This window comes from Salinisphaera sp. LB1 (genome assembly GCF_003177035.1).
Classification (GTDB): domain Bacteria; phylum Pseudomonadota; class Gammaproteobacteria; order Nevskiales; family Salinisphaeraceae; genus Salinisphaera.
The window spans coordinates 2,406,652-2,433,589 of sequence record NZ_CP029488.1; the positions used below are offsets into that span (position 1 = coordinate 2,406,652).

General features: G+C 64.9%; 24 protein-coding genes and 1 pseudogene. 12 read left to right on the top strand and 13 right to left on the bottom strand.

Annotated features, from left to right (window positions below; genetic code table 11):
- Positions 1-84 precede the first annotated feature (84 nt).
- Both SALB1_RS10860 and SALB1_RS10865 read right to left on the bottom strand, forming a co-directional pair.
- Positions 85-1,545, bottom strand: a complete 1,461-nt coding sequence (locus tag SALB1_RS10860) for a cell wall metabolism sensor histidine kinase WalK (RefSeq protein WP_109993887.1) — start codon at positions 1,543-1,545, stop codon at positions 85-87.
- The gene (locus SALB1_RS10865; protein WP_109993888.1) at positions 1,542-2,255 is read right to left on the bottom strand and encodes a response regulator transcription factor; all 714 of its coding nucleotides are present in this window, start codon (positions 2,253-2,255) and stop codon (positions 1,542-1,544) included. The genes SALB1_RS10860 and SALB1_RS10865 overlap by 4 nt, the downstream gene beginning before the upstream one ends.
- 175 nt (positions 2,256-2,430) lie before the next feature.
- Here SALB1_RS10865 and SALB1_RS10870 point away from each other — a divergent pair, with 175 nt between their 5' ends.
- The 3 genes from SALB1_RS10870 to msrA (SALB1_RS10880) all read left to right on the top strand — a co-directional run bounded on the left by SALB1_RS10870 (position 2,431) and on the right by msrA (SALB1_RS10880) (position 4,370).
- Positions 2,431-2,652, top strand: a complete 222-nt coding sequence (locus SALB1_RS10870; protein ID WP_109993889.1) for a hypothetical protein — start codon at positions 2,431-2,433, stop codon at positions 2,650-2,652.
- Positions 2,653-2,996: 344 nt separating this feature from the next.
- Positions 2,997-3,599 (top strand): peptide-methionine (R)-S-oxide reductase MsrB, encoded by a 603-nt coding sequence (gene msrB, locus SALB1_RS10875; protein ID WP_109993890.1) that lies wholly within the window; start codon positions 2,997-2,999, stop codon positions 3,597-3,599.
- Positions 3,600-3,632: 33 nt separating this feature from the next.
- A complete protein-coding gene (gene msrA / locus SALB1_RS10880; protein WP_109993891.1) occupies positions 3,633-4,370 on the top strand; it encodes a peptide-methionine (S)-S-oxide reductase MsrA in 738 nt (245 codons plus the stop codon).
- 80 nt (positions 4,371-4,450) lie between these two features.
- On the opposite strand, the gene msrA (SALB1_RS10885) is transcribed toward msrA (SALB1_RS10880), so the two are convergent.
- The 4 genes from msrA (SALB1_RS10885) to SALB1_RS10900 form a co-directional block, all read right to left on the bottom strand.
- Positions 4,451-4,957 carry a peptide-methionine (S)-S-oxide reductase MsrA gene (gene msrA / locus SALB1_RS10885; RefSeq protein WP_109993892.1) on the bottom strand — a complete coding sequence of 169 codons (507 nt, stop codon included), beginning with the start codon at positions 4,955-4,957 and terminating at the stop codon, positions 4,451-4,453.
- The gene (gene msrB / locus SALB1_RS10890; protein ID WP_109993893.1) at positions 4,954-5,403 is read right to left on the bottom strand and encodes a peptide-methionine (R)-S-oxide reductase MsrB; all 450 of its coding nucleotides are present in this window, start codon (positions 5,401-5,403) and stop codon (positions 4,954-4,956) included. The genes msrA (SALB1_RS10885) and msrB (SALB1_RS10890) overlap by 4 nt, the downstream gene beginning before the upstream one ends.
- Before the next feature lie 93 nt (positions 5,404-5,496).
- Positions 5,497-6,534: a proline racemase family protein gene (locus tag SALB1_RS10895; RefSeq protein WP_109993894.1), complete on the bottom strand. Its 1,038-nt coding sequence runs from the start codon at positions 6,532-6,534 to the stop codon at positions 5,497-5,499.
- The gene (locus tag SALB1_RS10900; protein WP_109993895.1) at positions 6,534-7,691 is read right to left on the bottom strand and encodes a zinc-binding dehydrogenase; all 1,158 of its coding nucleotides are present in this window, start codon (positions 7,689-7,691) and stop codon (positions 6,534-6,536) included. The genes SALB1_RS10895 and SALB1_RS10900 overlap by 1 nt, the downstream gene beginning before the upstream one ends.
- A gap of 304 nt (positions 7,692-7,995) precedes the next feature.
- Here SALB1_RS10900 and SALB1_RS10905 point away from each other — a divergent pair, with 304 nt between their 5' ends.
- The 4 genes from SALB1_RS10905 to SALB1_RS10920 all read left to right on the top strand — a co-directional run bounded on the left by SALB1_RS10905 (position 7,996) and on the right by SALB1_RS10920 (position 10,814).
- On the top strand, positions 7,996-8,565 hold the full coding sequence (locus SALB1_RS10905) for a DNA-3-methyladenine glycosylase I (protein WP_109993896.1): 570 nt from the start codon (positions 7,996-7,998) through the stop codon (positions 8,563-8,565).
- Between the two features lie 345 nt (positions 8,566-8,910).
- A complete protein-coding gene (locus SALB1_RS10910) occupies positions 8,911-9,234 on the top strand; it encodes a hypothetical protein (protein ID WP_109993897.1) in 324 nt (107 codons plus the stop codon).
- Between the two features lie 274 nt (positions 9,235-9,508).
- Entirely contained in the window at positions 9,509-9,733 is a 225-nt protein-coding gene (locus tag SALB1_RS10915; protein ID WP_145961301.1) for a hypothetical protein, read from the top strand.
- The gene (locus SALB1_RS10920; RefSeq protein ID WP_109995389.1) at positions 9,714-10,814 is read left to right on the top strand and encodes a phosphotransferase family protein; all 1,101 of its coding nucleotides are present in this window, start codon (positions 9,714-9,716) and stop codon (positions 10,812-10,814) included. Before SALB1_RS10915 ends, SALB1_RS10920 begins: the two co-directional genes overlap by 20 nt.
- A 133-nt stretch (positions 10,815-10,947) precedes the next feature.
- On the opposite strand, the gene SALB1_RS10925 is transcribed toward SALB1_RS10920, so the two are convergent.
- Together SALB1_RS10925 and SALB1_RS10930 are read right to left on the bottom strand one after the other, a co-directional pair.
- Positions 10,948-12,366: a dynamin family protein gene (locus SALB1_RS10925; RefSeq protein WP_109993899.1), complete on the bottom strand. Its 1,419-nt coding sequence runs from the start codon at positions 12,364-12,366 to the stop codon at positions 10,948-10,950.
- A 218-nt stretch (positions 12,367-12,584) separates the two neighbouring features.
- Complete coding sequence (locus SALB1_RS10930; protein ID WP_145961302.1) at positions 12,585-12,866, bottom strand: hypothetical protein; 282 nt, start codon at positions 12,864-12,866, stop codon at positions 12,585-12,587.
- Positions 12,867-13,095: 229 nt separating this feature from the next.
- On the opposite strand from SALB1_RS10930, the gene yghU reads away from it, so the two are divergent.
- The 3 genes from yghU to SALB1_RS10945 all read left to right on the top strand — a co-directional run bounded on the left by yghU (position 13,096) and on the right by SALB1_RS10945 (position 17,710).
- Positions 13,096-13,947, top strand: coding sequence for a glutathione-dependent disulfide-bond oxidoreductase (yghU, locus tag SALB1_RS10935; RefSeq protein ID WP_109993901.1), 852 nt, complete (start codon positions 13,096-13,098; stop codon positions 13,945-13,947).
- Positions 13,948-14,084: 137 nt separating this feature from the next.
- Positions 14,085-15,065, top strand: a complete 981-nt coding sequence (gene gnd / locus SALB1_RS10940; protein WP_109993902.1) for a phosphogluconate dehydrogenase (NAD(+)-dependent, decarboxylating) — start codon at positions 14,085-14,087, stop codon at positions 15,063-15,065.
- 209 nt (positions 15,066-15,274) lie between these two features.
- Positions 15,275-17,710, top strand: coding sequence for an EAL domain-containing protein (locus tag SALB1_RS10945; RefSeq protein WP_109993903.1), 2,436 nt, complete (start codon positions 15,275-15,277; stop codon positions 17,708-17,710).
- A gap of 3 nt (positions 17,711-17,713) precedes the next feature.
- Here the strand turns inward: SALB1_RS10945 and SALB1_RS10950 are convergent, their stop codons facing one another.
- A complete protein-coding gene (locus SALB1_RS10950; RefSeq protein WP_109993904.1) occupies positions 17,714-18,661 on the bottom strand; it encodes an alpha/beta hydrolase in 948 nt (315 codons plus the stop codon).
- A gap of 244 nt (positions 18,662-18,905) precedes the next feature.
- The gene (locus SALB1_RS10955; protein ID WP_109993905.1) at positions 18,906-21,263 is read right to left on the bottom strand and encodes a GGDEF domain-containing protein; all 2,358 of its coding nucleotides are present in this window, start codon (positions 21,261-21,263) and stop codon (positions 18,906-18,908) included.
- Positions 21,264-21,745: 482 nt separating this feature from the next.
- Between SALB1_RS10955 and rarD the strand changes: the two genes are divergently transcribed.
- A complete protein-coding gene (gene rarD / locus SALB1_RS10960; RefSeq protein ID WP_199678772.1) occupies positions 21,746-22,675 on the top strand; it encodes an EamA family transporter RarD in 930 nt (309 codons plus the stop codon).
- Positions 22,676-22,908: 233 nt separating this feature from the next.
- On the top strand, positions 22,909-24,000 hold the full coding sequence (locus SALB1_RS10965; RefSeq protein ID WP_109993906.1) for a GGDEF domain-containing protein: 1,092 nt from the start codon (positions 22,909-22,911) through the stop codon (positions 23,998-24,000).
- Between the two features lie 258 nt (positions 24,001-24,258).
- Here SALB1_RS10965 and SALB1_RS10970 read toward each other — a convergent pair whose 3' ends face one another.
- The 3 genes and pseudogenes from SALB1_RS10970 to SALB1_RS19925 form a co-directional block, all read right to left on the bottom strand.
- The gene (locus SALB1_RS10970; protein ID WP_145961303.1) at positions 24,259-25,017 is read right to left on the bottom strand and encodes a hypothetical protein; all 759 of its coding nucleotides are present in this window, start codon (positions 25,015-25,017) and stop codon (positions 24,259-24,261) included.
- Between the two features lie 70 nt (positions 25,018-25,087).
- Positions 25,088-26,329, bottom strand: coding sequence for a methyl-accepting chemotaxis protein (locus SALB1_RS10975; RefSeq protein WP_199678773.1), 1,242 nt, complete (start codon positions 26,327-26,329; stop codon positions 25,088-25,090).
- Between the two features lie 127 nt (positions 26,330-26,456).
- A pseudogene (locus SALB1_RS19925) lies at positions 26,457-26,771 on the bottom strand (PAS domain-containing protein); the annotation flags it as partial.
- Between the last annotated feature and the right edge of the window lie 167 nt (positions 26,772-26,938).

Consider the following 26,938-nt stretch of genomic DNA (forward strand, 5'->3'; position numbering starts at 1 on the left):
ATCGCGCGACCGCTTCATCGATGCCTTCGGCAGCGGTCGGTGGGCTGGCAGGGGGGCCTGGATCGCATCCACAAGCCAAGTGGTCTAGGCGAGGGGCAACTCGAAGGCGGCGACGGTGCCGTGGCTGTCGCTTGTCAGTTCCAGTCGCGTGCCGTGCCGCGCACAGACTTCGGCCACGATTGCGAGCCCGAGACCGCTGCCGGCATGCCGGCTACGGGCCTCGCGGGTGCGGTAGAAGCGCTGCACGACCAGTCCGATTTCGTCGGCCGGTATGCCGATGCCGGTATCGGTCACCGCAATGCGGACACGTTCGCCGCTTACGGCGGCCGAACAGGTCACCTGGCCGCCGGGATCGGTTGCGCGCAGGGCATTGTCGACCAGATTGGTCAGTGCCCGGTCGATGAGTTCCAGATCGGCGGCGACCGGCAGCGGCTCGACGCAGTCGACCGTCAGCACGATACCTGCGGCCTCGGCCTCGGGACGGAATTTGCCCGCGATGTCGTGGATCAGTTCGGCCGCCGGAAAAGTCTCGACGTGCAGGGCGCGTTCATCGATATCGATGCAGGCCAGCAGCGAGAGTTGCTCGGCCAGACGGGTCAGGCGCGCCACGTTGGCGAGCAGGGCATCGATCCCGGGCCGGTTGTGCTCGGGGACGTCGGCCTGGAGTTTCTCGGCATAGCCGCGCAGCGCGGTCAGCGGCGTGCGGAAATCGTGCGAGAGGCTGGCGACCAGGTCGCGGCGCTGGCGGTCGCTCTCGCGCAGCGCCGACACCTGGGCTTCGATGGTGGCGGCCATGTCGTTGAAAGCCCGTGCCGCACGGCCGACTTCGTCGTCGGTCTGCATGGAAAGACGCTGGCTGTGGTCGCCTTCGGCGAAGCGTTGCATGGCGCGCGTGAGCCGCGAGAAGCGCCGGGTCAGCAACCCGAACAGCAGCAGGCCGAGGGCGGCGGATACCAGCAGGGCACCCACGCCGGCCACCACGAGCGAGCGCGAGATACTGCTGGTCTGCCACATGCGCGCCACCGACATATTGGTATCCGCTTCGAGGACGACGAACAGATAGCCGCGATGCCGTTGCGGTCCGTAATGGATGTTGGCCACCGAGAATACGTTGCGGCCGTCATCGCACGGCAGATCGGCGTAGACCGGCAGCATCGGCAGATGCGATTGCAGGCGCCGGATCGGGGCGATCGCAATACGGCCGCCCAGCGCGCAGCGGTCGTCTGCCCACGCGCCGACCACCTCGCCCGACCGGTTGAGTACATAAATCGACAGCGCCGGGTTGATGCTCTTGATGTGCTGCACGGCCCGGCGCGCGGGCCGGCTGGTCAGCCCTGCGGCCAACGGCCTGGCCAGCCGAGCGGCCAGATGCGAGGCCAGATGAAGCTGATTGCGTTGCAGCCATTCCCGGCCGAGCAGATCGAACTGGCCGACGGCGATCCAGGCGGTGGCCAGCGACATCACCAGCAGGCTTGCCAGATAAGCCAGCGCCAGGCGGGCGTACAGGCCGCGCGACAGACGGCGCAGCGCGCGCAGCACGCTCACGGAGACGGCTGCCGGGTCGTGTCGGTGAAGCGATAACCCACGCCCCAGACGGTGAGGATATAACGCGGGGCGGACAGGTCATCCTCGATCTTGCTGCGCAGGCGGTTGATGTGCGTGTTCACGGTATGGTCGAAACCGTCGAACTCCGGGCCCCAGACCGCGTCCAGCAGATCGGCGCGCGAGAAGCCGCGGCCCGGGTGGCGCGCGAACAAGGACAGCAACGCGAACTCCTTGGCGGTCAAGGACAGCGCCTTGCCGCGCAGGCTGGCGTAGTGGGCATCGATATCGATAACCAGATCGTGCGCCGTGATCGGCGTTCGCCCGCCCATCGGTTCGCCGCCGCCCGTGCGGGCGTAGCGACGCAGCAGCGCGGCCACCCGCGCGAGCAGGATCGCGCCGTCGAACGGTTTGGTGATGTAGTCATCGGCGCCGATCTCCAGCCCATGCACGACCTCGCGCGTATCGGCCCGGGCGGTCAGCATGATCAGCGGCAGGGCCGCGTCCGCGGTCCGAATCTCGCGGCAGACCGCCAGCCCGTCGATGCCCGGCAGCATGAGGTCGAGAATCACCAGCGACGCTTCGCGCCAGCGCGTTAATGCCTTTTCGCCGTCGTCGACCCAGATCGCCGGGTAGCCGGCATCGCCCAGTAATGCGATCAGCAAGTGCCCGATATCGGGATCGTCTTCGACGCAGAGAATAGGGCGGGTCACGACGTACTCCGTTACACGATGTATCCACGCTAGCCCAGGGGGCAGCTCGCATCATCACGAAAGCTTCACGATCGATGTTATCGATTCGTGATGATTGCCCGGGGCGGGGCGCCTAATCTCAATGCCACGACCCGATACCCGGGCCGGGATTCGAACAATTACAAAGGAATCGACCATGAACGTTCGCAAGCATGCCGTGATTACCGCACTTATTCTGGCCCTGTCGACCGTGGGCGTTGCCGCCACGGCGAGTGCCGCCGAGAGCGCGACGTCGGCGCACAAGACCATGACCCATAAAAAGGCCACCAAGCACCACAGTGCGATGGCCCACAAGAAGAAGACCAGCCACACCCACAAAAAGCACAAGGCCGCCACCAAGGCCAGCAAGACCAAGTAACACGGCCAGTCTTGATCGGCCGGCGGGTTGCCGCCGGCCATCTTGCCTGACTCGTGGGCCGAACTCATGGCCGGGGCTGTTCGGCGCGCCGGGAAGGCGGCCTGTTATTGATCGCGCGGGGGGCCAGAGTGGGCCGGAGCCCGACTGCCGTCAGCGCCAGACCGGCAGGGCGTGCCGCAGCGGCCGGGGCAACGCCGCATCAGCTGCCGGCCTTGCGGCGTATATTCAATGGCGCAGTCGCTGGCGCGCCGAGTATACCGCCGACAAGCACGCGAGCGAGTGCCGCGTCCATGTTGGGCACCCCGATGGCGCGGGCCCCCTGAAGCGATCTGCGGGAGAGCGAAATGAACCAGCGCATCAACAATCCAAGGCGTCGTTTTCTGATCGGGGCTTCGACCGTGTTCGGCGCCGGTCTGCTGGTGGGGCTGACGCGTTGGTTGCCCGCCAGCGCCGCGGGTGACAGCCAGGCCGGCACCGAGGCGACCGGGCCGGTGACCATCGTGGCCTTCGACGATCACGGCAAGCGGCTGGGCAGGCGCACGGTGCCACGCGTGGTCAAGACGCCGGCCCAGTGGCGGGCCGAACTCACGCCGGCCCAATACCATATCCTGCGCGAGCACGGGACAGAGCGACCGTTCACGGGGCGCTACTACAACCCGCCCGAACAGCAGGGCATCTATCGCTGCCAGGGCTGTGGTAACGCGCTGTACGATTCGGCGACGCAGTTCCACTCCGGCACGGGCTGGCCGAGCTTCTACCAGCCGATTGCGGCCGAGAACGTCACCGAACACACGGACCACAGCTTCGGCATGACCCGCACGGAGATCGCGTGTACGGAGTGCGCGGGCCATCTCGGCCACAAATTCCACGATGGGCCGAAGCCCACCGGTCTGCGCTACTGCATGGATTCGGTCGCCCTGCGTTTCATACCCACGGGCGCGGCCTGACCGCGCGCGGGCACGACATCAACGGAGGTTGATATGCACGCTCGATTGCCACGATCCACGATTTTGGCCGCCCTCGGCGCGGCGGTCGTCATGGTGATGGGTGCGGTCATGTACGACACGCCGGCCCGGTCGGCCGATTCGGTCTATGGCACCAATATCCCGGCCGCCAGCGCGCATCTGTCACAGGCCGGCAGCCAAAGTGCGACTGCCGTGCTCGCAGGCGGCTGCTTCTGGGGTATGGAAGAAGTGTTTTCGCATGTGAAAGGTGTGACGAACGTGGTCTCCGGCTATGCCGGCGGCGACAAGGCGCACGCGAACTACGAGGATTCCAGCAGCGGCCGCTACGGCGATGCCGAGGCGGTGCGCATCACCTACGATCCGGCCCGGATCAGCTACGCGGATCTGTTGCGAATCTATTTCTCGGTGGCCCATGATCCGACCCAGGTAAATCGTCAGGGTCCTGACCGCGGCCCGCAGTATCGCTCGGAGGTCTTTGCCGCGAATGCCGATCAGGCACGGGTCGCCCGGGCCTACATCCAGCAGCTCGATCGCGCGCATGTCTTCCACCGACCGATCGCGACCCGGGTCAGCGTGGGCCAGAAGTTCTTCCCGGCGGAGTCGTATCACCAGAACTATGCGCTCAAGCATCCGGGTAGCTACTACCTGCGGGTCAACGACGAGCCCAAGGTCGCGGCGTTGAAAACGCGTTTCCCGACGCGCTACAGCCCGCAGTTCGCCAAGGGCGGCGGGCAGGCGAACGCCGGCGGCTGATTACCGATGATCGAGGTGGCCCTTCCTTGTTGTCCGGCATGAGCGCCGCACAGCGCCAAGCCGCCGGCGACGCAATTAATTCAGGCGCTCTTGCGGCGCGGCAAAACCCAGTTCGGCCGAGGGAAATGACAGGTATAGCCGTTCGGGAATTTCTCGAGATAATCCTGATGCTCGGGCTCGGCTTCCCAGAATTCGCCGGCCGGCTTGACCTCGGTCACGACACGGCCCGGCCACAGCCCCGAGGCTTCCACGTCGGCGATCGTATCCTCGGCGATCGCGCGTTGTTCGTCGTTCAGATAATAAATGCCCGAACGGTAGGATTCGCCGATATCGTTACCCTGGCGGTTGCGGGTGGTCGGGTCGTGAATCTGGAAGAAGAATTCCAGCAACTCGCGGAAGCTGATGCGTTCGTCGTCGAACACGACTTCAATCGCTTCCGCATGATGGCCATGATTGCGATAGGTCGGATTCGCCATCTCACCGCCGGAATAACCGACCCGCGTTGTCTGCACGCCGTCCTTCTGGCGAATCAGATCCTGCATGCCCCAGAAACAGCCGCCGGCCAGGATTGCACGTTGTTCGCTCATCCGATGTCCTCCACCTGATCGATGTATTCGCCGTAGCCCGCGGCTTCCATTTCATCCTTCGGGATGAATTTCAGCGCCGCGGAGTTGATGCAGTAACGCAGCCCGCCGCGATCGGGTGGGCCGTCGGGAAAAACGTGCCCGAGATGGCTGTCCCCGTGCGCCGAGCGGACTTCGGTGCGACGCATGCCCAGCGAATTGTCGGTCAGCTCACTGACATGGGCGGTCTCGATCGGCTTGGTGAAACTCGGCCAGCCACAGCCCGACTCATACTTGTCCGAGGAGGCGAACAGGGGCTCGCCGGATACTACGTCGACGTAGATACCCGGTTGCTTGTTGTGCAGGTATTCCCCGGTGCCGGGGCGTTCGGTGCCGTTTTCCTGGGTGACGCGATATTGCTCCGGCGTGAGCCGGGATACTGCGTCTTCGTTCCTGCTGTATTCCGCCATGTCTGTTCCCGATTGACCGCCTATCCAGCCAAGAAAATGATGGCGCGGGTATCAAAATCAAGCCGGGCGCGCCGCGCCGGCTGCGGAATCGCCTCAAGCGCGTGTCTCGACCACGTGGTTGAGCGTGAGATGCTCGATCATCGGGTCGTCGGCGTTGGCTATGATTTCCGATTCGGCTATGACGTGGGCCCGGCCGGTGATCGTGTTACGCACCACATCATGCCCCTCGGCATGGTCGCGGGCCACGAATTCGCCCACAAACCGCGTGTTGCGCAACGACACCGTTTCCAGACGGTCGCCCGGCTCGATTTCGCCGCGGTGGTTCATCAGCGCCAGACGCGCGGAGGTACCCGTGCCGGTCGTACTGCGGCAGATCACGCCCGGGTGCACGTAGGTTGCCGAACGCGAGCGGTAGAAGCCCCGGGCGGGATTGTCGACCGGGCCCATGAAATGCAGGAACGGCAACGGCCCGACGTCGCCCAGGCTGTAGTGCGAGAACACGCGATCCGTGCGGATTGCCTCGACGATGGTATGCGCGGCCTCGGCCAGCCGGCGTTCCTCCGGCGCGACCAGCTCGAAGCCGAGTTCGGTCGCATCGACCAGCGCATAGAAGCCGCCGCTGTAGACCACGTGATAGGTGATTTCGCCGATGCCCGGCACATCGATGCGGGCGTCGTAGGTATCGATGTAGCTCGGCAGCCCCTGACAGGTGATCGCTTCCACCACGCCATCTTTCACCCGGGCCTCGATCTCCACCAGCCCGGCCGGCGCTTCCAGCGTGAAGTGTTGAATGCCCTCGACCTTTTCCACGATGCCGGATTCGAGTACCGCGGTGGCCGTGCAGATGGTGTTGGAGCCCGAATAGATGGGATAACCCATCACTTCCATGATGATGTAGCCGGCGACCGCCCTGGAGTCGCTCGGCGGCACCAGCAGATCCACCGACATCTCCGGAATGCCGTAGGGCTCTTCCAGCAACAGGCGGCGCAGGTCGTCGGCTTCGTCGCGCAGATACACCATCTGGGCGCGCACGGTGTCGCCGGGCAGGTCGGGCACGCCGCCCGTGACGATGCGCGAGACATCGCCGCCGGCATGGGTATCCATCAGGCGAAGGGCGTATTGTCGGGACATCAGCTGTTCTCCAGGGCGTAGGGGGCGCCGTGCTCGGCCCACTGGGCATCGGGTACCACCACGATCTTGCCCAGGTAGTTCGAGCCGCGATGGGTGAAATAGCGTTCGCATTCGCGCAGCTGCGAGAGCTTGAATGCGGCATGCAGCACCGGTTTGAGTTCGCCGGCACGGATCCATTCGATCAGTTGCTCGGCTTCTTCGCGGGTACCGTGCGATACGCCGAAGATATGCACCTGATAAAGATAGATCACGGTCCACATGATTTCGGTGACGTTGGACGCACTCGCGCCCGCGATCGACAGCCGTGGATAGGTCGAGCGCGCGTTCATGTCGAAGGTCATGGCCTCGATGAAACGCATGGTCGCCTCGCCGCCGACCAGATCCATGACGGCGTCGAACGGCACGCCGCCCGTGGCCTGGCGAACCTGGTCCGGGAAATCGTCCATGGCGCGCCGGTCGAAGACGTGTTCGGCGCCGAGTTCGAGCAGCGCATCCGCCTTTTCCGGCGTGGACAGGGCATAGGGAATGGCGCCGACGACGCGACACAGCTGAATCAGCGCCGTGCCCACGCCGCCGCTGGCACCGGTGACGAGTATGTGCTCGCCGGCCGATACGCTCGCGGCCGTCATCATGTGATAGGCCGTCTGATAGGAACACATGCCCATCGACGCCAGTTCGGCGTCGGACAGGTCAGCGTTGTCGACGGTGTGGAACTGGTCGGACGGCACGGCCACGTATTCGGCGAAGCCGCCGTCGGCGCCGTGGCCGTAATAGTCGGGCGTGAGATTGATATCGCGTCGGTCGTTGCCATAGATATTGAAATCGAGCAGCCCGCGCTCGCCCACGCGCGACGCGTCCACGCCTTCGCCCACTGCGGCGACCCGGCCGGCGATGTCCGCGCCCTGGATGCGCGGGAAAGTCAGCGTGGGCGCACCGCCGATGGCGAACGACGTCACGTCGCCCTTGTCCTTGGTCGGGTACAGCCCCTCGCGGGCCTTGCGGTCGGTATTGTTCTTGGCGGTGGCGGTCACCCGGACGAGCACCTCGCCCGGGCCCGGCTCAGGCACCGGCGTCTGTTTGTTGTACACGAGCTGATCGACGTCGCCGTGGCCAACCAGCTGCATTGCAGCCATCTGGGTCGGAATCGATTCGGACATGAGCGGGCTCCGGAGTCACAGTTGCGGCGCGCTGCCGCCATACGCCACCGCTTGCGATGGTCTGTGGCAACAGCGCAGCCATGGAATGGTAGGGGCTGTTGCCATTTCATACGAGTCCCCCGTTGCCGTCGCAAGACATGCCGGGCCAGCCGAGGCGCGCCGCATGGCATGATCTTGCCGGGCAAGCCATCGGCCCGGCAGCGCACCGCCTGCTTTCGCAGCGCCTCGGCGCGGGGTCCGAGGTCCGCGGGCACGCGTCGCAGCGTCGGCAGCCCCGGTCTGTCATGTAAGGGGAGTGGACGTCATGAACTCATCGCATGCCGACTCAGCGCGTTGCGCCTGGGCGCGCAGTCATCCGCTGCTGGCGGCCTACCACGACGCCGAGTGGGGTGTACCCGAAACCGATCCGCGCGCCCTGTGGGAGAAGCTCATGCTGGACGGCTTCCAGGCCGGCCTGTCCTGGTTGACCATCTTGCGAAAACGGCAGGCGTTCCGACAGGCGTTCGCGGAATTCGATCCCGAGCGCGTCGCGCGCTTCGAATCGGCCGACATCGACCGGCTCATGGCCAACCCCGGCATCGTGCGTTCGCGGGCGAAAATCGAGGCCGTGATCGGCAATGCCCGCGCCTATCTTGCGATGCAGGCGGCCGGAGAAGACTTCGCCGCGTTCGTATGGTCGTTCGTCGACCACCGGGTGCGGGTCGGCGACGGTCGCCACGTGCCCACCGAGACCGAGCGCTCGCGTGCACTGACCGCGGCGCTGAAAAAACGCGGCTTCAAGTATGTCGGGCCGACCATCGTCTATGCCTGGATGCAGGCGACGGGACTGGTCAACGATCACGCCCTCAGCTGTTTCAGGCGCGATCAGGTCTGAGAACCTGGCCCGTCGAGCAGAACCGTCGAGGTGCGCGAGCGCGGCTTCATCGGCGCAAATAGCCCGGCTACGGACGACGTTCCGGGTCTGCGGCGCGAATCTTTTTGAGCCGGCTGTGGCGCATGCGGCGCCGAAAACCGGCAGGGAAGAGGACCGGGCCGCTTCGGCAAATAGCTGTATTATCAAGCTATTAAATGGTAGCGCCTATCGTAGACCCGGTTGGAATGAATTCAAGCTATCGAAGACATTAAACTTTAGTCGCAGAAAACACCTTGCAAACGACGGTTTCGGCTGCAGACTGTCCTCCGTACGACGAAAGTCTTAGTCGATAACGAGGTCAAAATCATGACGCATCGAAACCTGTTTAGCAGCATCGCCCTCACCGCCAGCGCGGTCGTGATCGGTCTGGCCAGCGCCAATGCAGACGCTCACGCCGTTGCCGGCAATTATCAGGATCATAAGCTGCCTAGCGCCACTCGGCACACGGCCAACGTTCACCACGACCGTACACATGCCCACTATGCACGTGTCGCCCAAGCGAACCGACATGTCGAAGCGGGCAACTATCAGGATCACGTGGTCTCGCATGCCACGCGCCGCAACATCGAGCAGGTCAAGAGCCGCAATGGCATGACCAAACACGAAGTCGCGATGTCGGACGACCGCTGATCGTTCAATCAAAATCGACGATGAGTCCATGAATCATCAGGAGCCCGGCCGCTAGCGGTCGGGCTTTTTTTGTCGCCGACGACCGCCGGTGCCGTGTGTGCAGAGTATTCGGGGAAACGAACGGCGGCCCCACGGTTGTTTGCGCGCCGCGGGCCCCGCACTCTTCGCCCGCGTTGTTCGCCAAACGGCGCATTGAATGCGTTGCGTGGGCGTGCGAATTTCCAGTGAGGTCCGCGCGGGCAGCCGCTGGCGCTGTCCGGGAAAGGAGCAGGCGATGCAGGGATTCAATGACCGGCCGGAGTTGCAGTCGCTGCGGCGTGTGGCTGCTCCCGACGCATCGCTGACGCGCGAGACTGCGGTCAGGACGGCGCGGCTGATGCATGTCGCGCGGCCGCGGGTGGTGGGAATCGGTGGCGACATCCGGCCGCCGGGCGCACGTCGCTGGGTGTCGGGCCTGGCCGATGGCGGCGATGCGTTCGATGCCATTGGTTCGCAATGAAAACCGGGGTGGGCCACGGCCGGAGCTGATCGAAGTCGGCGCCGGTCGAGGTTTCGATGTCGATGCCCTTGCACGTTATCTCGCCGCTTGCGGTCTGGATTACGGCGAGCTGGTGGTGCGACAGTTCTCGTGTGCGCAATCCAACCCGACCTTCGTGGTCGATTCCGGTTACGGGGCGCGGGCTGCACGATTCGTATTACGCAAGAGCACGGCGGTGCAGGCGCCGGTCGCGGCGTATGGGCTGGCGCGTGAGTATCGCGTGATGCAGGCGCTGGCCGGCGTGGCGGCGGTGCCGGTGCCCGCAGTGCATGCGTTCTGTGCCGACGAGTCGGTGCTCGGCACGCCGTTCTACATCATGGATTATGTGGCCGGCCGGGCGCCTGCCGATCCCCGGCTCGAGAACCTGGCGCGTGCCGAGCGCGGCGCCGTATACACGGGCATGATCGATGCGCTGGCGGCATTGCATAATGTCGATGTCCACGCCGTGGGCCTGTCGGCGTTCGGTTGTGCCCGCGGCTATCTGGCACGCCGGGTCGCCGCGTGGCGACGACAGTACGCGCAGACGGCGGCCGATCCGGATCCGGCCATGGCCGCGCTTGCGGACTGGCTGGAGCACAACCTGCCCGTGGACGCCGTGCCCACGATCACGCACGGCGACTATCGCCTGGCGAATCTGATGCTGGCCGAGGAGGGCGCCGAGCTGGTCGCCATACTGGATTGGGAGTCGGCCACGCTGGGGCATCCTGTCGCCGATCTGGCCTATGCCTGTCTGCCGTATTACCTGCCGGCGGACATCGATGTCCTGCCCGGCATCTCGGGGCTCGATCTGGTGGCGTGGGGCATCCCCGATGAATCGGAGCTACTGCGGCGTTATCGTGGTGCGCGCGCATTGGCAGCGATCGAACAATGGCCGGCGTTCATCGCCTTTGCCTTGTTCGGCATCGCGGCCTTCGCGCAGGCCGGGCAGGCCCGCGCGCCGGGCGGTCCCCATGGCGACCAGGCCGCGCGTGTGGCCCGTCAGGTCGGTGAACTGGCCGAGCTCGGCTGGCAGATGGCCCGTTATCACGACACCGCCTGCTGACCGCCGCGCGCGTTTGGCCGCAGGGGGCTGACGCGGGTGCGGTGCATCGTGCGAAACGGCCATACTGCGCCGCGGCTTGCCAGGCACGAAGGATTACTCGAAATGCCGGGCGCCGGGTTGTGCTAACTGGTATCTAGCCCGAAGGCTGGGTAAAGCGATCGTTGAGGCGTCGCACCATGGCTTCCTGCTTGTCGCGAATCCTGGCCACGCGGCGCCGGGCGAAGAGGTGCCAGCCCTTGGGTTGCAGGCTGAAAAGGCCGCGCCACCAGCGGGTATTGCGCCGGAAGGCGCGCCGCAGGTCGAGGCTGAAGGCCTGTTGCGAGGCCGGATCGATCCGGCGCGCGATCTGCTTCGCCGCCAGTGAGCGGCTGGCGAAATGCAGTGCACCGAGCAGCACCGCAACGGCCGCCACGATCAGCCAGCCGCTGATGGTGTTGCCGAATACGCGATCGACCACGCCCATGGCCACGCCATGCGCCCAGATCAAGGCGGCGACGCAGGCCAGCACGATCGGCAACAGCAACAGGCTGTCGTAGAGCAGCGCGCGCTGGCGCCAGTGCCGCAGATAGCCTTTGAGCCGGCCGACGCCGGCCTCTCCGGCCAGTGTATCGGCCGCGCCGGTCATTAGTTCCACCACGCGATAGGCGCGGTCGACTTCGACGCCTTTCATGCGCCGATGAATCTCGGCGATGTCGGCATCCTTTTTGGCTTTAAAGCGAGCCGCGAGCGATTCGTCCGGGATGGCCTCGGCCGCGTCCTCGTCGTAGATACGCAGGAATCGTCCGGCGGTAAGCCCCGCCGACGCCAGCGCCCGCTGCCAGGCGGCGACCACGTCTTCGGGGTTGTCTTCGCTGGCGGTGGTATCGATCTGGTTCAGCACGAACAGGAACTTGCTCGCGTCGTCGCGGTTGATGGTGTCCGAGACCAGATGCTGCAAGGTATCGCGCATGGCACCGGGCTCGGGATGGCGCGCGTCGAAGAACACCAGCACCAGGTCCGACAGGTCGATGATGCGATCGGTGATCTGCAGCGTCGCCGAGCGTTGGCTGTCGGCGTCGAAACCGGGCGAATCGAGCAGGATCTTGCCGCGGATCTGCTCGGAATTGCAGGTCTTGAGCTGTAGATAATTGTTGATGCGCCGTCCTTCGCCGGCCGCGACATCCTCGATGTCGCCGCTGATCCGGTAGAAGGGAAAGCGCAGATCCGCATCCAGCGCCGAGCCGGGCAGGGTGCGCGGCTCTTTGTCCTCGCTGTAGCAGATTACCGAGAAACGATCGTCGACCGCCTGGTTGCCGGTGCGTTGCAGGGTGGTGCCGAGATAACTGTTGATGAAGCTCGACTTGCCGGCCGAGAAGGTGCCCAGCAGTGAAACCACGGGCCACCACGGCACGCGCCGGGTGAAACTCTCGCTCGGCGCCAGCAGCCCCATGCGATGCGCGATGCGATCGAGCCGGCGGAACTCCGCCAGCGGCTCGAGCAAAAGCGGGTTCTCGCGTTTGAGATGGGTTTCGAGCGAATCGGTACGCGTGGCGTGTTTCGAGGATTGACTCATAAGCCCCCTGAGGCTGACATGCACCGGCGCAGCGCGCCGCGACTTTCATCATAGTATGCCAGCGGCCGCGTCTGTTTCGCGGTGGCGCCGGCCGCTTGCCTCCCAGGCAAGCCAAGGCTCATGCACGATCAAGCGCCCGGCCGTGGACGGCCTGGGGCGCAACGCCTGATGACGCGAATCTGCGCCGAAATATGCGATCAGTTTTCTTCAGTCGGGGTCTAGCGCGTCGATGTGCCGTCGCCGGCGTTATCGTTGTCGTTGCCAGGGCGCGGCGATGTCGCGCTGTCGTGTTCCGGATGCTTGACCACAGGGGACTGCCCCTTGTAGCCGCCGGCGGAATCCTTTTTCACCGGTGACTGCACGTCATAGCCGTGCTTCTTGGCCTCGTAGCCGCCCGCTGCACCTGCCGCGGCGCCGGCTGCCAGAACACAGCCCTGGAGCGAGGCGCCGAGCATGACAATGGCGGCGGCCAGGGCGGAGGAATGCAGTACTCGTTTCATGACAATCGACCGGTTCGGCTTGTGGCAACGAGTATAGGCGGCGCGGATGAATATCGGCAGAACCAAGTGTAGCTCGGCCACGGGCCACGGGTCAGATACGCGGCGCGGTGTGGAACGGCAATGCGACCCGAGGCAGTCCGATTTCGGTAATCCGAAACGACGCGCCCGGATGATCCGGGGGGCCTGGCAGTAGTACACTGCCCGCCTTTGCATTCTGCAGCGATTTATCATGAGCGATTCCACCGAGTACACACCCCCGAAGGTCTGGACCTGGGAAAAGGAAAGCGGCGGCCAGTTCGCCAGCATCAACCGGCCCTATGCCGGGCCCCGCTACGAGGCTGAGCTGCCCGTCGGCAAACATCGCTACCAACTGTATTCGTTGGCGACGCCGAATGGCGTAAAAGTCACCACCCTGTTCGAGGAATTGCTCGAAGCAGGCCACAGTGAGGCCGAATACGACGCCTGGCCGATCCGTATCGGTGACGGTGAGCAGTTCTCCAGCGGCTACGTCGCCGTCAATCCGAACTCCAAGATTCCAGTTCTGGTCGACCACAGCCTCTCCGAGCCGCGGCGGGTGTTCGAATCCGGCGCTATCCTGCTGTATTTGGCCGAGCGTTTCGGCGCATTTTTGCCCAACGATCCGGACGTTCGCACCGAAACGCTGAACTGGCTGTTCTGGCAGATGGGAAGCGCCCCTTACCTCGGCGGCGGTTTCGGCCACTTCTACAACTACGCGCCGGAGAAGATCGAGTACGCGATCGATCGCTTCACCATGGAAGTCAAGCGCCAGCTCGATGTGCTCGATCGGCGCCTGGCCGACCATACCTACCTCGCCGGCGACGAATACACCATCGCCGATATCGCCACCTGGCCGTGGTACGGCGCGCTCGCGCTGGGGCGGCTCTACGACGCTGGCGAGTTCCTGCAGGTGCAGGACTACGAACACGTTCAGCGCTGGGCCCGGGCCATCGATGCGCGCCCGGCGGTGGTGCGCGGGCGCATGGTCAACCGTCTGTGGGGCGACGAGTCGGAACAGTTGCCGGAGCGCCACGACGCCAGCGATTTCAAGCGCCGTCGTTAGGGCTGTTGCCGTTTCGAGCGCGCGATGCGGCTGCGGCCGGGCGCCGCAGCCGCGACCGCACGCTGTAAAATGAGTCCTCTCGTATAGCAGTCAGGGCGGATCGCCACGCTGGGCGGTTTGCCAACAAGGAGGTCGTCGTGAAGATCGGAGTGCTCGGGCTCGGCCGCATGGGCGGCAACATCGCATGCCGTCTGATGGATGATGGCCATGAATGCGTGGTCTTCGACACCCATGCGGAGGCGGTGTCGCGTATTGCGGATGCCGGCGGCGAGGCCGCCGAATCTCTGGCCGGCATGATCCGGGCCTTGCCCCAACCCCGCACGCTGTGGCTGATGCTGCCCGCGGGCGAAGTCACCGAAAACACGGTCGCCGAACTGGCGCCGTTGTTGGCACCCGGCGATACCCTGATCGATGGTGGCAACGCGAACTTCAAGGACGACGTCCGCCGTGCCCGAACGCTCGCCGAACACGATATCCGCTACATGGATGTCGGTGTCTCCGGCGGCGTCTGGGGCCGGGAGCGCGGCTACTGCCTGATGATCGGCGGCGACAAGGACACCGTCGAGCGACACGATCCGATCTTCGCCACGCTGGCCCCCGGCCCGGGCGATATCGACGATACGCCCGGGCGCGAGACACTGGAGCCGCGGGCGGAACAGGGCTATCTGCACTGTGGCCCGGTCGGCGCCGGGCATTTCGTGAAAATGGTCCACAACGGCATCGAGTACGGCATGATGGCGGCCTATGCGGAAGGCTTCGATATCCTCAAGAACCGTGCCGCCGATTTCCTGCCCGAGGACGAGCAGTTCGACCTCAACCTGGCCGATATTGCCGAGGTCTGGCGGCGCGGCAGCGTAATCTCCTCGTGGTTACTGGACCTGACGTCGATCGCGCTGGCCGAGGACCAGAGCCTGGACGCCTTTACCGGCGAGGTCTCCGACTCCGGCGAAGGCCGCTGGACGATCAATGCGGCGATCGAGCAGGCGGTGCCCGCCAACGTGCTCTCGGCCGCGTTATTCGCCCGCTTCCGGTCGCGCAACACGCCGAGCTTCGGTGACAAACTGCAGTCGGCCATGCGCAACCAGTTCGGCGGCCACGTCGAGACACATAACGAATAGGGCCGGTGTCATTGCCCGGCTCGCCGCGCTGCGGCGCAAAACCCGCCGGGCCCCGGCGTCGGCCCTAGTGCGATCACGACCGCAATGGGCGACGGCGTGACCGGCTAATCGATCGGCATGGGCGCACGCGAGCCGGACGTGCGTCTGTTTTCAAGTCCTGCAATTCGCGGCCGATAAGGTAGCGTGATACCGCGAACTGGCACGTTGGAATGCAGATTCCCGATCGAGACACCACGATCCATCGGCAGCTCGTTGACGGCCTGACCGATCACGCGATCTACATGCTCGACCTCGAGGGCCATATTCTTTCGTGGAGCGCGGGCGCCGAGCGTCTGACCGGGTATGCCGAGCGCGAAGCAATCGGTGCCCCCGTGACCATGCTCCACGAACTCGGGCCGCCCCCGGCCGAAGTCCTGGCGGGGGCGCGCCAGTACGGTCGCCACGAAGGCCGGGTCTGGCGCCGGCGCAAGGACGGCGGTTGTTTTCCCGCCTACAGCGTGACCGAAGCGGTGTTCGATGCCACTCGCCTGACCGGCTTCGCGGTGGTCGAACGTGAATGCGGCGAGACCTGGCGCAACGATCACGCGCGTCTGGCCGAGCGCCAGTTTCGATTGCTGTTCGAGGGGGTGACGGTCTACGCCATCCTCATGCTCGATCGCGACGGTCGGGTCACCAGCAGCAATCCGGGGGTGGCGGCGATCGAGGGATACGCGCCCGACGAAATCATCGGCCGGCATTTTTCCATCTTCTACGGCCCGCTCGATCGCGGGCGCGGCCGGCCGGAAGAAACGTTGCGCTGTGCGCGCGAGCATGGACGACACCAGGCCGAGGGCTGGCGCTACCGCCGTGATGGCACAGCCTTCTGGGCCACCGTGATCGTCATGCCGATTCGTGAACACGGGCACCTGATCGGCTATGCCCAGATCACGCGTGACATGACTCGTCGCAAGGAACACGAAAACGAAATCCTCAAGGCCAAGCGAGCGGCGGAGCATCGCTATCGCGAATCGCGCTCGATGTCGGGGTTTCTCGACAACGTGATCGGCAATATTCCCATCCGTGTGCTGGTCGAGGATAGCCAGACCGGTCAGATTCTCATGGACAACGCGGCGCGTTCGGCATCGAGTACGGCGCCGGCCATCGACGCCGATACCATCGTCCGGCGGCTGCGGGGCCGGGCCGCCAAGACGCTTGACGACGACGAGATCCGCGAGATGCGGATTGGCATCGATACGGCCGAGGGCGCGGTTCGGCTCAAGTGCCGCGTGATGCGCGTCAATGAGGATGCCGGGGGCGCGGCCAACTTGATGTATCTGGTCGAGGACGTCACCGAGGAGCACCGCGCCCACGAGAAGATTCATTTCATGGCGCATCACGATGCGCTGACGCATCTGCCCAATCGCACCCTGTTCAACAAGCGTCTGGGCCAGGCCCTGAAGGCCGCCGAGTACGATGACACGAGCGTCGGCCTGCTGCTCATCGACCTGGACAACTTCAAGAACATCAATGATGTGCTCGGTCATCCCGTCGGTGATCAGCTGTTGATTCAGGTGGCCTGCCGGCTGCGGGCCGCGCTCGGCGACGCGGCCATGCTGGCGCGCATCGGCGGTGACGAGTTCTGCGTGGTGTTGCCCCACTGCAGCAATGTGGGCGAGCTGGAGGCGGTCGCCCGGCGTCTGATCGCCGACATGCACGCGCCGCTCGTGGTCGGCGAGCATGTCGTGCAGTCCGGCGTGAGCATCGGGTTAGTGCTTTCCAGCGCCGATGCCGACAACACCGAGGAATTGCTGCGCTGCGCCGATCTGGCGCTCTACGACGCCAAGCGCGGGGGCAAGGGAACCTGTTCGGTGTTTCATCCCGAACTGCACCGCGCCGCGCGGCAACGACTGGAGATCGAGACCGATATGCGTCGGGCCTACGACGCCGACGAATTCGTGCTGTACTACCAGCCGATCATGGACTCGGACAGGCTGACCGTGTCGGGCATGGAAGCCCTGCTGCGCTGGCATCATCCCGAGCGCGGCGTAGTGCCGCCGTTGGAATTCATACCGGTCGCGGAGGAGACCGGCCTGATCCGGGCCATCGGTGCGCGCGTGCTCATGCGGGCCTGCGCCGAGGCGGCGAACTGGCGCGGCGAGGCGACGATTGCGGTCAACCTGTCGACGGTGCAGTTCGACGATCACGCGCTGGTCGATCACGTGCGCGATGCGCTGTCGAGTTCCGGCCTGGCCCCGCATCGCCTGGAACTGGAAATCACCGAGTCGATCCTGCTCGATGCCTCGCGCAACAACATCCGCCTGCTGGAAGCGCTCAAGGCGCTGGGCGTGAAGATCGTGCTCGATGATTTCGGCACTGGCTATTCGTCATTGCACTATCTGCGCTCATTCGCCTTCGATCGGATCAAGATCGACAAGAGTTTCGTCAAGGAGATCTGCCACGACGCCGAGGCGCAGGCGATCGTGAAGGCGATCATCACGCTCGGTCACAGTCTGCAGATCCAGATCACGGCCGAGGGAGTCGAGCATATCGATCAGGCCACCCGGCTGCGCAGTGACGGCTGCTCGCATCTGCAGGGTTTTTACTTCGGTCGGCCGGAGGAGCAAGCCAGCGCCGCATTGACCGCGCCGCTGGAACAAAGCGGCTGAGCGTTAGCCGGGCGCCAGCGCGCCGCGCAGGGCGTCGGCCACACGATCGAGCATGGCGGTCGTGACCGACAACCAGGCATACATTTCGATCGAGCCGTGAATCACGCCGGGAAAATGGGCGTGATCGCAGGCCACGGCGTCGTCGCGCAGACGCGTCGCGTAGAGCGCGCCCTCGTCCATGAGCACGTCGGCGCCAACGGTCAGCACCAGCGCCGGGGCGACACCGGCCAGCGAGCCGGCCAGTAACGGCGACACGCGCCAGTCGCCGGTGTCGGTGGCTTGATCGGTGGTATGGCGGCCGAACCATTCCATGAATTCTGCCGTCAGCGGTGGCGTGTGGCGGTTGCGCCAGCGCGACGGATAGTGCCGGGCGACACCGCGCAGGTCGGTGGCCGGATAGATCAGGGCCTGGAAGGCCAGCGGCCAGCCGTGATCGCGCGCCGCCAGCGCGACCACGGCCGATAGGTGCCCGCCGGCGCTGTCGCCGGCCACGGCCACGCGCTTCGGGTCGATGTCGAACTCGGCCGCGTGGGTGGTCAGCCACTCAAAGGCCAAAATGGCATCCGCGCTCGAAGCCGGCAATGGGTGCTCGGGTGCCAGGCGGTAGTCCACCGCGATCAGTTGGCAGCCGCAGCGCCGGGCGATCTGCCGACAGATGCGGTCGTGCGAGTCGAGATCGCCCAGCACCCAGCCGCCGCCGTGATAATAGATTACGGTCGGGGCGGGCGCGGCGCCCAGCCCCTCGGGCCGGTAGCGGCGGATGGCGATATCGCCGGCCGGGCCGGGTATCCGGTGATCCTCGACCGCGTCCATGGCCACAGGCTCGCCCCCGGATCGCGCCAGGGTATCCACATAGAGCTGGCGCGCCTCGGGCACAGTCAGGTCGGTGAATGAAATCTCGGCACCGTTGAGCTTGTCGACCACGGCTTGTACTTCGGGAAGCAGTGTCATGGATTATTCGCAGATGGGACAGGGCCACAACGTAGCGCAAAAGCGACGCGCACCATAGTCGACCGAGGGCGGCAGGGCCGAGCGGGCCGGCGTGTTCAAAGTCGCGGCGGCACGGGCTGCTGCCGTGACCGGCCCGGGACCCGAGTAACAGGCGTCGCGGTCCCGCGGGGCCCGGTCCCGGCGCGACGGCACAAGCCGCACCCGCGGGTTGGCACCGCAGGCGGTGCCCGCCGATGGCGATCGATCAGACGATGTCCGCCCAGCGAAAGCCGCGCGCCCACTCCAGCGCCGCGCCGGCGGGCAGGGGGCGACTGTAGAGAAAGCCCTGGCCGTACTCGCAGCCCATCTCGATCAGGCGATTGTGGGTGGCGATATTCTCGATACCCTCGGCCACGGTCCGCCGCTTGAAGCTCTGGGCCAGACTGATGATGGCGTCGACGATCATTTCGTCGTCGCCGTTGTCGCGCATGTCCTGGACGAAGGAGCGGTCGATCTTGATCTCGTGGGCCGGCAGACGGCGGAAGTAATCGAGCGACGAATAGCCGGTGCCGAAATCGTCCAGCGAGACCTGCACGCCGAGCTCGCGACAGGCCAGCAGCGTTTCGATCACACGATTAGAGTCGTCCAGCGCCGTGGTTTCCAGCAGCTCGAGAATCAAGCGCCCGCGCAATCGGACCGGGCAGTCCTGCAGTGCGTGCCAGAGGTCGTTGCAGAAGCCCGGGCTCAGGAAATGGGACGGGCTGAGGTTCACGCTGATGGTGAAATCGAGCGCTTCGTCGTCGAGCCGCTGCAACTGGGTGATTGCGCGCTCGATCACGAAGCGCCCGACCGCCCCGGCGAAATCAGTATATTCGAGATGGTTGAGGAACGAACCCGGCGCGATCAGCCCGTCGGTGGGGTGGTTCCAGCGCAGCAGGGCCTCGAAACCGGCCACGCGCCGGCCGACCAGGTCGATCTTGGGCTGATAGTGCAATTCGAATTGCGACTCGCGCAGCGCCTCGGCGATGCGGTCGAGCACGCGTCCGCGTTCCTGGCGCGAAAAATAACGCGCCAGATCGAATTTCTCATAACGATTCTTGCCCAGCTCCTTGGCGGCGCACATCGCCTGGTCGGCATGACGCAGCAGCAGATCGACGCTCGCGTCGTCGTCCGGATAGACCGTTACGCCCATGCTGGCGCTGATCTGCAGCGTGGTTCGGCGATATCGGATCGGCTCGTGGATCGTGGCCAGAAGATGGGCGTAGGCGCGCTCGTCTTCTACATCCTGCAGGATGACCACGAATTCGTCGCCACCCAGCCGCCCGACCCAATTCGGTTGACGCACGCCGCGGCGAAGCCGTTCCGCCACCGCGCAGAGCACCACGTCGCCGGCGGCACGGCCATGGGTGTCGTTGATCGTCTTGAAATCGTCCAGGTCGAGCAGACCGACCGTCAGCCGTGTATTGCGCCGCGCAGCCGCGACCAGTGCGCAACCGAATAACTCGCTCAGGCGATAGCGATTGGGCAGGCCGGTGAGGGCGTCATAGTGGGTGGCGCGCGCCAGGTTTTTCTCCTGTTCGCGTTTTTCGCGATACAGCTGGTCACGCTCGATCAGGTTGCCGAGCGTTTGCAGCAGGGGCTCGAGTTCCTGTGCCAGCCCCAACTCGTAGTCGATGTCGCGGTTGGCCAGCCCCACGACCCCGATCTGGCGCTTGCCCGAGAACACCGGCATGCCGATGTAGGTCGACATCGGTGGGTGCTCCGTGGGCAGTCCGATGCTCAGCGGCTCGGCGTCGAGGTCTTGCGAGATGACGACCTTGCCGCGGGTCATGGGGGCGCCGACCAGGTTGTTCAGGCGTTCGAAGCGGATGCCCTGCTCACGCACTCGCTGGTAGAGCGCCTGGCTGTCCGGCGTCCAGTCGCGGTTGTGAATGGCCTGCACCTTGAGATACGGATTACCGGCCGTGTCGTGTCGCATCTCGCCTATGAAACCGAACCGGCTGCCGGTAAGCGTGATCAGGTCATCGAGTACTACCGCGTAGGCGCTGCGCTCGTCCACGCCGGCCAGAAATGCGTGCTGGGCCCGCCGGATTGCCGCGGTGAGGTCCGACTGCTGCATATAGCGCCCGCTTGCCGCCGGCGTGGGCCGCCGACGCGCGAGCTCGTCCTCGATGATCGCGCCCAGGCTGTAAAGAACGTCCAGTTCCACCTCATCGCGACGGCGCGGCGCGGTATCGATCACACACAATGTCCCGACCTTGAAGCCGCCGGGTTCGTGTATCGCGACGCCGGCGTAGAAGCGGATGCCGGGAGCGCCGGTAACCCAGGGGTGGTCGGCCAACGCCGGATCGCGGCGGGCATCGGGCACGACGATGGACTGCGTGTCACGCAGCGCTTGATCACAGAAAGAGGCCGAACGCCCCACCTCGGATTCGGTAACGCCGGGATGGGACTTGAACCACTGGCGGTCGGCGCCCATCAGTGTGAACAGCGCGATGCCGGTGTGATAGTAGCGCCGGGCGATTCGGGTGAGCCGCTCGAAGCGTTCCTCGGGCGGTGTATCCATCAATTGCAGGCGATCCAGCGCGGCCAGTCGTTGCGTTTCGAGCGTGGATGAATCCATAGAAATGCCCCGGCGTGTTGGCACCGACGTGGCTCGGGTGTCGTATGCGTGTCGATTGATGCCGCTACGTTCGTCAACGGAACACGCCGTCGTTGCACTGCGAACGCCCTCGGTTCCCATGCGTTGATAAACGAATACAGCCGGGACTTAAAGTAAGTTCCAGAATCAGTCCAAATGGTGCGCAATACAATTGCGGCACTAAATACGTAACGGGTCGATTGGCAAGTAATTGTTAGTGAATGGTTTTAATATTTATTTTCAAGCCATGAAGTTAGGGTTGCGAGCCATGGTCTGGTCAGTTAAAGCATCGCCTGATAAATACTGGTCTTCGATTGTTGCGACCTATCGTCGCCACCGCGGACGAACACGGACGGCGCGGTGCCGCCACGCGATTGCGGCAGCGTCTTTGTGCAGGTCATGGCACACTGCAACGCCGTCTTGAAGCGACGATCCCCGGTCGGCGATACTACTCAGGAGCGCCCGTGACGCCACGCTCGTCGTCCTCGCCTTTCTCCCAGCCCACCTTGGGTCTGGGGGCTGCCGTCGCTGCCTTTCTGACCTGGGGCGTTCTGCCGCTGTATTTTCATCTGATCGATCTATCGGTTTCCCCGTGGGAGATTCTGGCGCATCGCATTCTGTGGACGGCGGCCCTGCTCGGGATTGCGGTCGTGCTGTTGCGCCGCACGGACCGGGTGGTTGCCGTGTTCGTCGATCGTCGACTGCTGTCCATGCTGGTGTTGAGCGCGGCGCTCGTGGCCACCAACTGGGGTACGTTCATCTGGGCCGTGGTCAACGATCACGTGATCGAGGCGAGTCTCGGTTATTACATCAATCCATTGCTGAATGTGGCATTGGGCTTCGTGGTCCTCGGCGAGCGCCTGCGCCGACTGCAGTGGGTCGCGGTAGCGGTGGCTGCGGCGGGTGTCGTCTTTTCGGTCGTCGCCTACGGGCAGGTGCCCTGGATCGGCTTGATCCTGGCCGGCTGTTTCGGCTTCTATGGCCTGATTCGCAAGCGGCTGTCCGTCGACAGCGTCACCGGCCTGCTGGTCGAGACGCTGCTGCTATCGCCGCTTGCGCTGGTCTGGCTGGGCTGGCTGTATGCCCACGGCGAGGCCGCGTTCGGTATCGACGGCGCGCGTACCGATGCGCTGCTGTTCGGCGCGGGTGTCCTCACGATCGTGCCTTTTACCCTGTTCGCTGCCGGGGCCCGTCGGCTGCCGCTGGCGACCATCGGCATCATTCAGTACATCACGCCGACCCTGCATTTTTTGACTGGTGTCGTGCTGTTCCATGAGCCGTTGACGACCGCCGATATCACGACCTTTGCCTGTATCTGGCTGGCGTTGTCGATCTATACCGTCGATATCGTCCGTGCGCAGTGGGGCGCGTGGACGATGGCTCGCGCGGGATGACGGCGCGTGATGACGGCCAGCCTGGGCACTGTGCGCCGCGTCCAAAACCGGTTCGTTCGCGTTTTTATGCCATGCCGCGCGCCCGGGGCCGGCATGCTCTGTTCGGGGCCCGCGACTTATCGCCGATGGTTGCGTCGGCAGCTGGCCAGTACGGTAGGCGGGCCGCGCGTCCGCCGACGCATGTTTTCTTTCGACCCGGTGTGCCCGGCACGTCGCCCGGTGCATAGACCGCCATGTCTTTACGTCATCTATCCAGTGGAGACGATACGCGCCGCGCCGCGGTTCTGCGTGTGGTGTTGATAATTCCCATGTTGTTCGGCCTGGTGTTCGTGCCGATCAACCTGCTTCAGGACCGGCTGCCGCTCGCGTTGGCCGAGGTCGGCATGATGATCTACGCGGGTGTGATCTATCGTCTGCTCGGGCGCGGGCTGTCGCTTCGGTCTGCGACCTGGGCCTATCTGATTCCGTTTCTGTCCGTGCTCGTCTTTGCTCTGGCCACGGCGGCGAATGTGTCGGTATTCGTTTGGGCGCTGGTGATCCCCCTGGTCTCGCACCGCCTGCTCGGGCGCCGCGACGGGTCCATTGTCGGGCTGGTTTTTCTCGCGCTGGCGGCGGCGATCATGCTCCTGCGTTTCGGCTTCGCACCCACGGTCGTCGAATGGGCCGAGATGAGCGACGCGCTGCTGTGTGCCGCTACGCTGTTCGCGATCTCCCTGGCGCACGAGATCGAGATCACGCGCGCCGAGCATCAGTTGCGTCAGCGTGCCGATCTCGACAGTCTCACCCATCTAGCCAGCCGCGTGCGATTCCGCGAACTGTTCGACCAGGCCCGACGGGCCGCCCAGCGCGGCGAACCCGGGGCGCCCACGCACGTATCGATGATCCTCATCGACCTGGACCATTTCAAGCGCATCAACGATCGCTATGGCCACGATATCGGCGACATCGTGCTGGAAGCGGTGGCGATGCGGCTACTCCACCAGTGTCGCGAGGCCGATATCCTGGGCCGTGTGGGCGGCGAAGAGCTGGCGATTCTGCTGTTCGATCTCGATCATGCCGACGCGGTCCAGCAGGCCGAGCGGCTGCGGCAAACCGTTTCAGATACGCCGGTGGCGGCACGCGATCATGCGGTCGCGGTGACCTTGAGTCTTGGTGTGGCGAGTTTTTCGCTGGCCGGGCACAGCTTCGAGGAAATCTTCGCCGAGGCCGATGCGCGGCTGTACCAGGCCAAGCGCGAGGGGCGGAACCGTACCCAGGGCCAGCCGGTTGCTGCGCAGGCGCGTCAATTGCGCCTACTGGAGCCGTCGCCGGAACGCCGGGACTGATTACACGATGCGCGCTGAAATGGCCATTGCACCCGGCAATACGGCGCCGACACGCCGGTCATCGTACGCCGGGCATTCGGGTTTGCCTGCGTCTTGATTACGTCTAGAGTTCAGTCAAAGGCTTGACGACGCGATGGCTTGCACCTGAAGCAGCAATGCTTTGGCCCTCCTTCCTTATTTGCGCTCATGCACGTGCATTCGCGGACGCACTGCCTGCTTATTCAGCCCGCTGTGCGTTGCCAATAGTCAAGTCCCGCGTCAATTCGTTTTATGATCGCTGTCGACAAAATGCACCACGCGCCGTAGCGGGAACCCGGGCGCGCCATAGTGGCTGTGCTTGCCGTGCGCTTTGGCGACAGCGTCGGGTTCATCGGGAACATGGTCGCCGAATCGCACCGGCGCGAGCTTGTGCGCGGCCGTGTGGATATGCATCACGTATCGACGCGCCGCGGTGCGCGATAGCGGCTGCCCGGCGGGCGCGCAATGATAGCCGAAGTATGCCCGGCTCGGTCGCCGCCTCGGGTCGTCGGGCGGGATGTCCCAGGCGCGCACGAAGGCCACGCAATGGCGCGGGGCCGCAGCGGCCGGCACGGGCGCAGAGCGCGTAAATCGCGCCAGGATCGCCTTGGCATGGGCCGCGCCGTGGCCGACGGGTACCAGCTGTTTGCTGTGCCAGGTCAATTGTACCGGGTCGCGGTTGAATCGCCACTGCTTCGCGGTCAGCGCATGCAGCCGATACACGGAAAAATCGAGTGCGGTCTGGATGCCATTGGCCTCCAGGTACATGGCTTCGGTGATCGCGCCTTGCCGCCGGCGGCGGTGATACTCGTCGTAGCCGCCCGGCGTTCGATACGCAATCGCGATGTTCTGCCCACGGGTGCCGCCAGGTAGCTGCAATTGCCCGGCTGAATGGAGGGGTGCCGTGCCCGTGGCGGCACTGTGCATCAGTGCGCATCCCGACAACGCCAGCAATCCCAGCAAACCCAGCCAGGCCCCGTGACGGACTCTTATCGTCATCGGTGGACCTATTCGTGTGCCATATCGCCATCATACGACTGTGCCGACGTGCGCGGATGCGCTGCGTTTGTCAGGCGGTGGCCTCGGCCGCAGTGCGGCGTGTCGGCGTGTGCTCCGGGCGCGTGGCGCTCGCGCTGTGATCGCTGGCCCGTGGCCGGCTGCGGATTCTGGGCGGGCGTGCCGTCGTCATGGGCTGGTCGTCGACACGGAAGATCGACACGCTCTTGCCGAGTTCGCCGGCCTGGACACTGACCGACTGCGCCGCCGCGGCGGATTGCTCCACCAGTGCGGCATTCTGCTGCGTCATTTCGTCCATCCGGGTGACCGCCTGACTGACCTGCTCGATACCGGATTTCTGTTCGTCGGCGGCCATTGAGACCTGTTCCATGAGCCCGCTCACCTCGCGAATGGCGGACACGATATGCTCCATGGTTTCGCGGCTGTTGCTCACCAGTGTATTGCCGGCTTCCACCCGGCTGCTGGATGCTTCGATCAGCGTTTTGATCTGCTGCGCCGATTCGGCGGTGCGCCCGGCGAGAGCGCGCACCTCGCTGGCCACCACGGCAAAGCCCCGGCCGTGTTCGCCCGCGCGCGCTGCCTCGACGGCCGCGTTCAATGCCAGCATATTGGTTTGAAAGGCGATGTTGTCGATCATGCCGACAATGGCGCTGATCTCGGTCGACGACTCGTGGATCGACTGCATGGTATGCACCATGCGCCCGATCTCCTCGCCCCCGCGTTCGGCCGTGTCCGAGGCCGTGCGCGCGAGTTCGGAAGCCTGCCGGGCGCTGTCTGCGCCCTGGCTCACGGTCGCCGTGATTTGTTCCATGCTGGCCGCCGTCTGTTCCAGGGAGGCGGCCTGTTCCTCGGTCCGCCGCGCCAGGTCGTTGTTGCCGGCGGCGATCTCGGTGGTGGCCGGCGCCACGATGCCGATGCCGTGTTTGACGTCGGTGACGACCTGCGTCAGGCCGGCGCGCATAACGTTGAGCGAAGCCACCAGGGCGCCGATCTCGTCGTCGCGGTGCGCTTCGCTTGCGGCGACCAGATTGCCGGCGGCGACCTGACGGCTCAACGTGAGCGCCGAACGCAACGGCCGGCGGATGCTGAGGCCGAGCTGTACGATCCAGCCGGTCAACACCAGTCCGGATATCGCCGCCAGGGTGATCTGAATGGTCAGCGCGTGCGTGCCGGACACGCCCGCCGCAGCGGTAGCGCCCAAGCCAAGCCATGTCGCCAGCAGCAACAGGCCGAGACGCCAGCTGAGGGAGATATTGCGCAGCCGCGCGACGCGCGCGCAAGCTGTGCTCGACAATGACGCCCTGGTCGAGGTGGGCTTTCGGCTTCTCGCCAGCGCGCAGCCGGGCATACACTCGGGTGGCGGTGGCTTTTTCCTCGTTTGTGGCGCCACGCCGTACCGACGCATAGCCCACGGCCCCGCCGTTCTGCATGACCGGTATCACGGTGGCGTGAACCCAATAAAAGTCGCCGTTCTTTCGCCGGTTCTTGACGATGCCGGTCCACGTTTCGCCAGCGCGTATGGTGGCCCAGAAATCGGCGAACGCTTCCGGCGGCATGTCGGGATGGCGAATGACATTATGTGGTTCGCCGACAAGCTCTTCCCAGTCGAACCCGCTCACCTCGATAAAGGCTGGGTTGGCGAAGACGATATAGCTGTCAAGGTCGGTCTGCGAGATCAGATACTGATCGGGGCCGAGCACATATTCGTTCTGGGTTACCGGCGTGTTATGGCGCATGGTTTTCGAGCGAAGCTCCTGGTCGGATGGTCTGCAGAGCCCGCCAAGGATCGGCGCGCCTGCCTTGGTATATTTCGGCTGATGCGCGGCTCGATTTAGGTATCCGAGTTACTTTTTTTGTCCAGGCGGCATACGGCACCCGCCAGCCACCGTCGATGGCAGCCAAG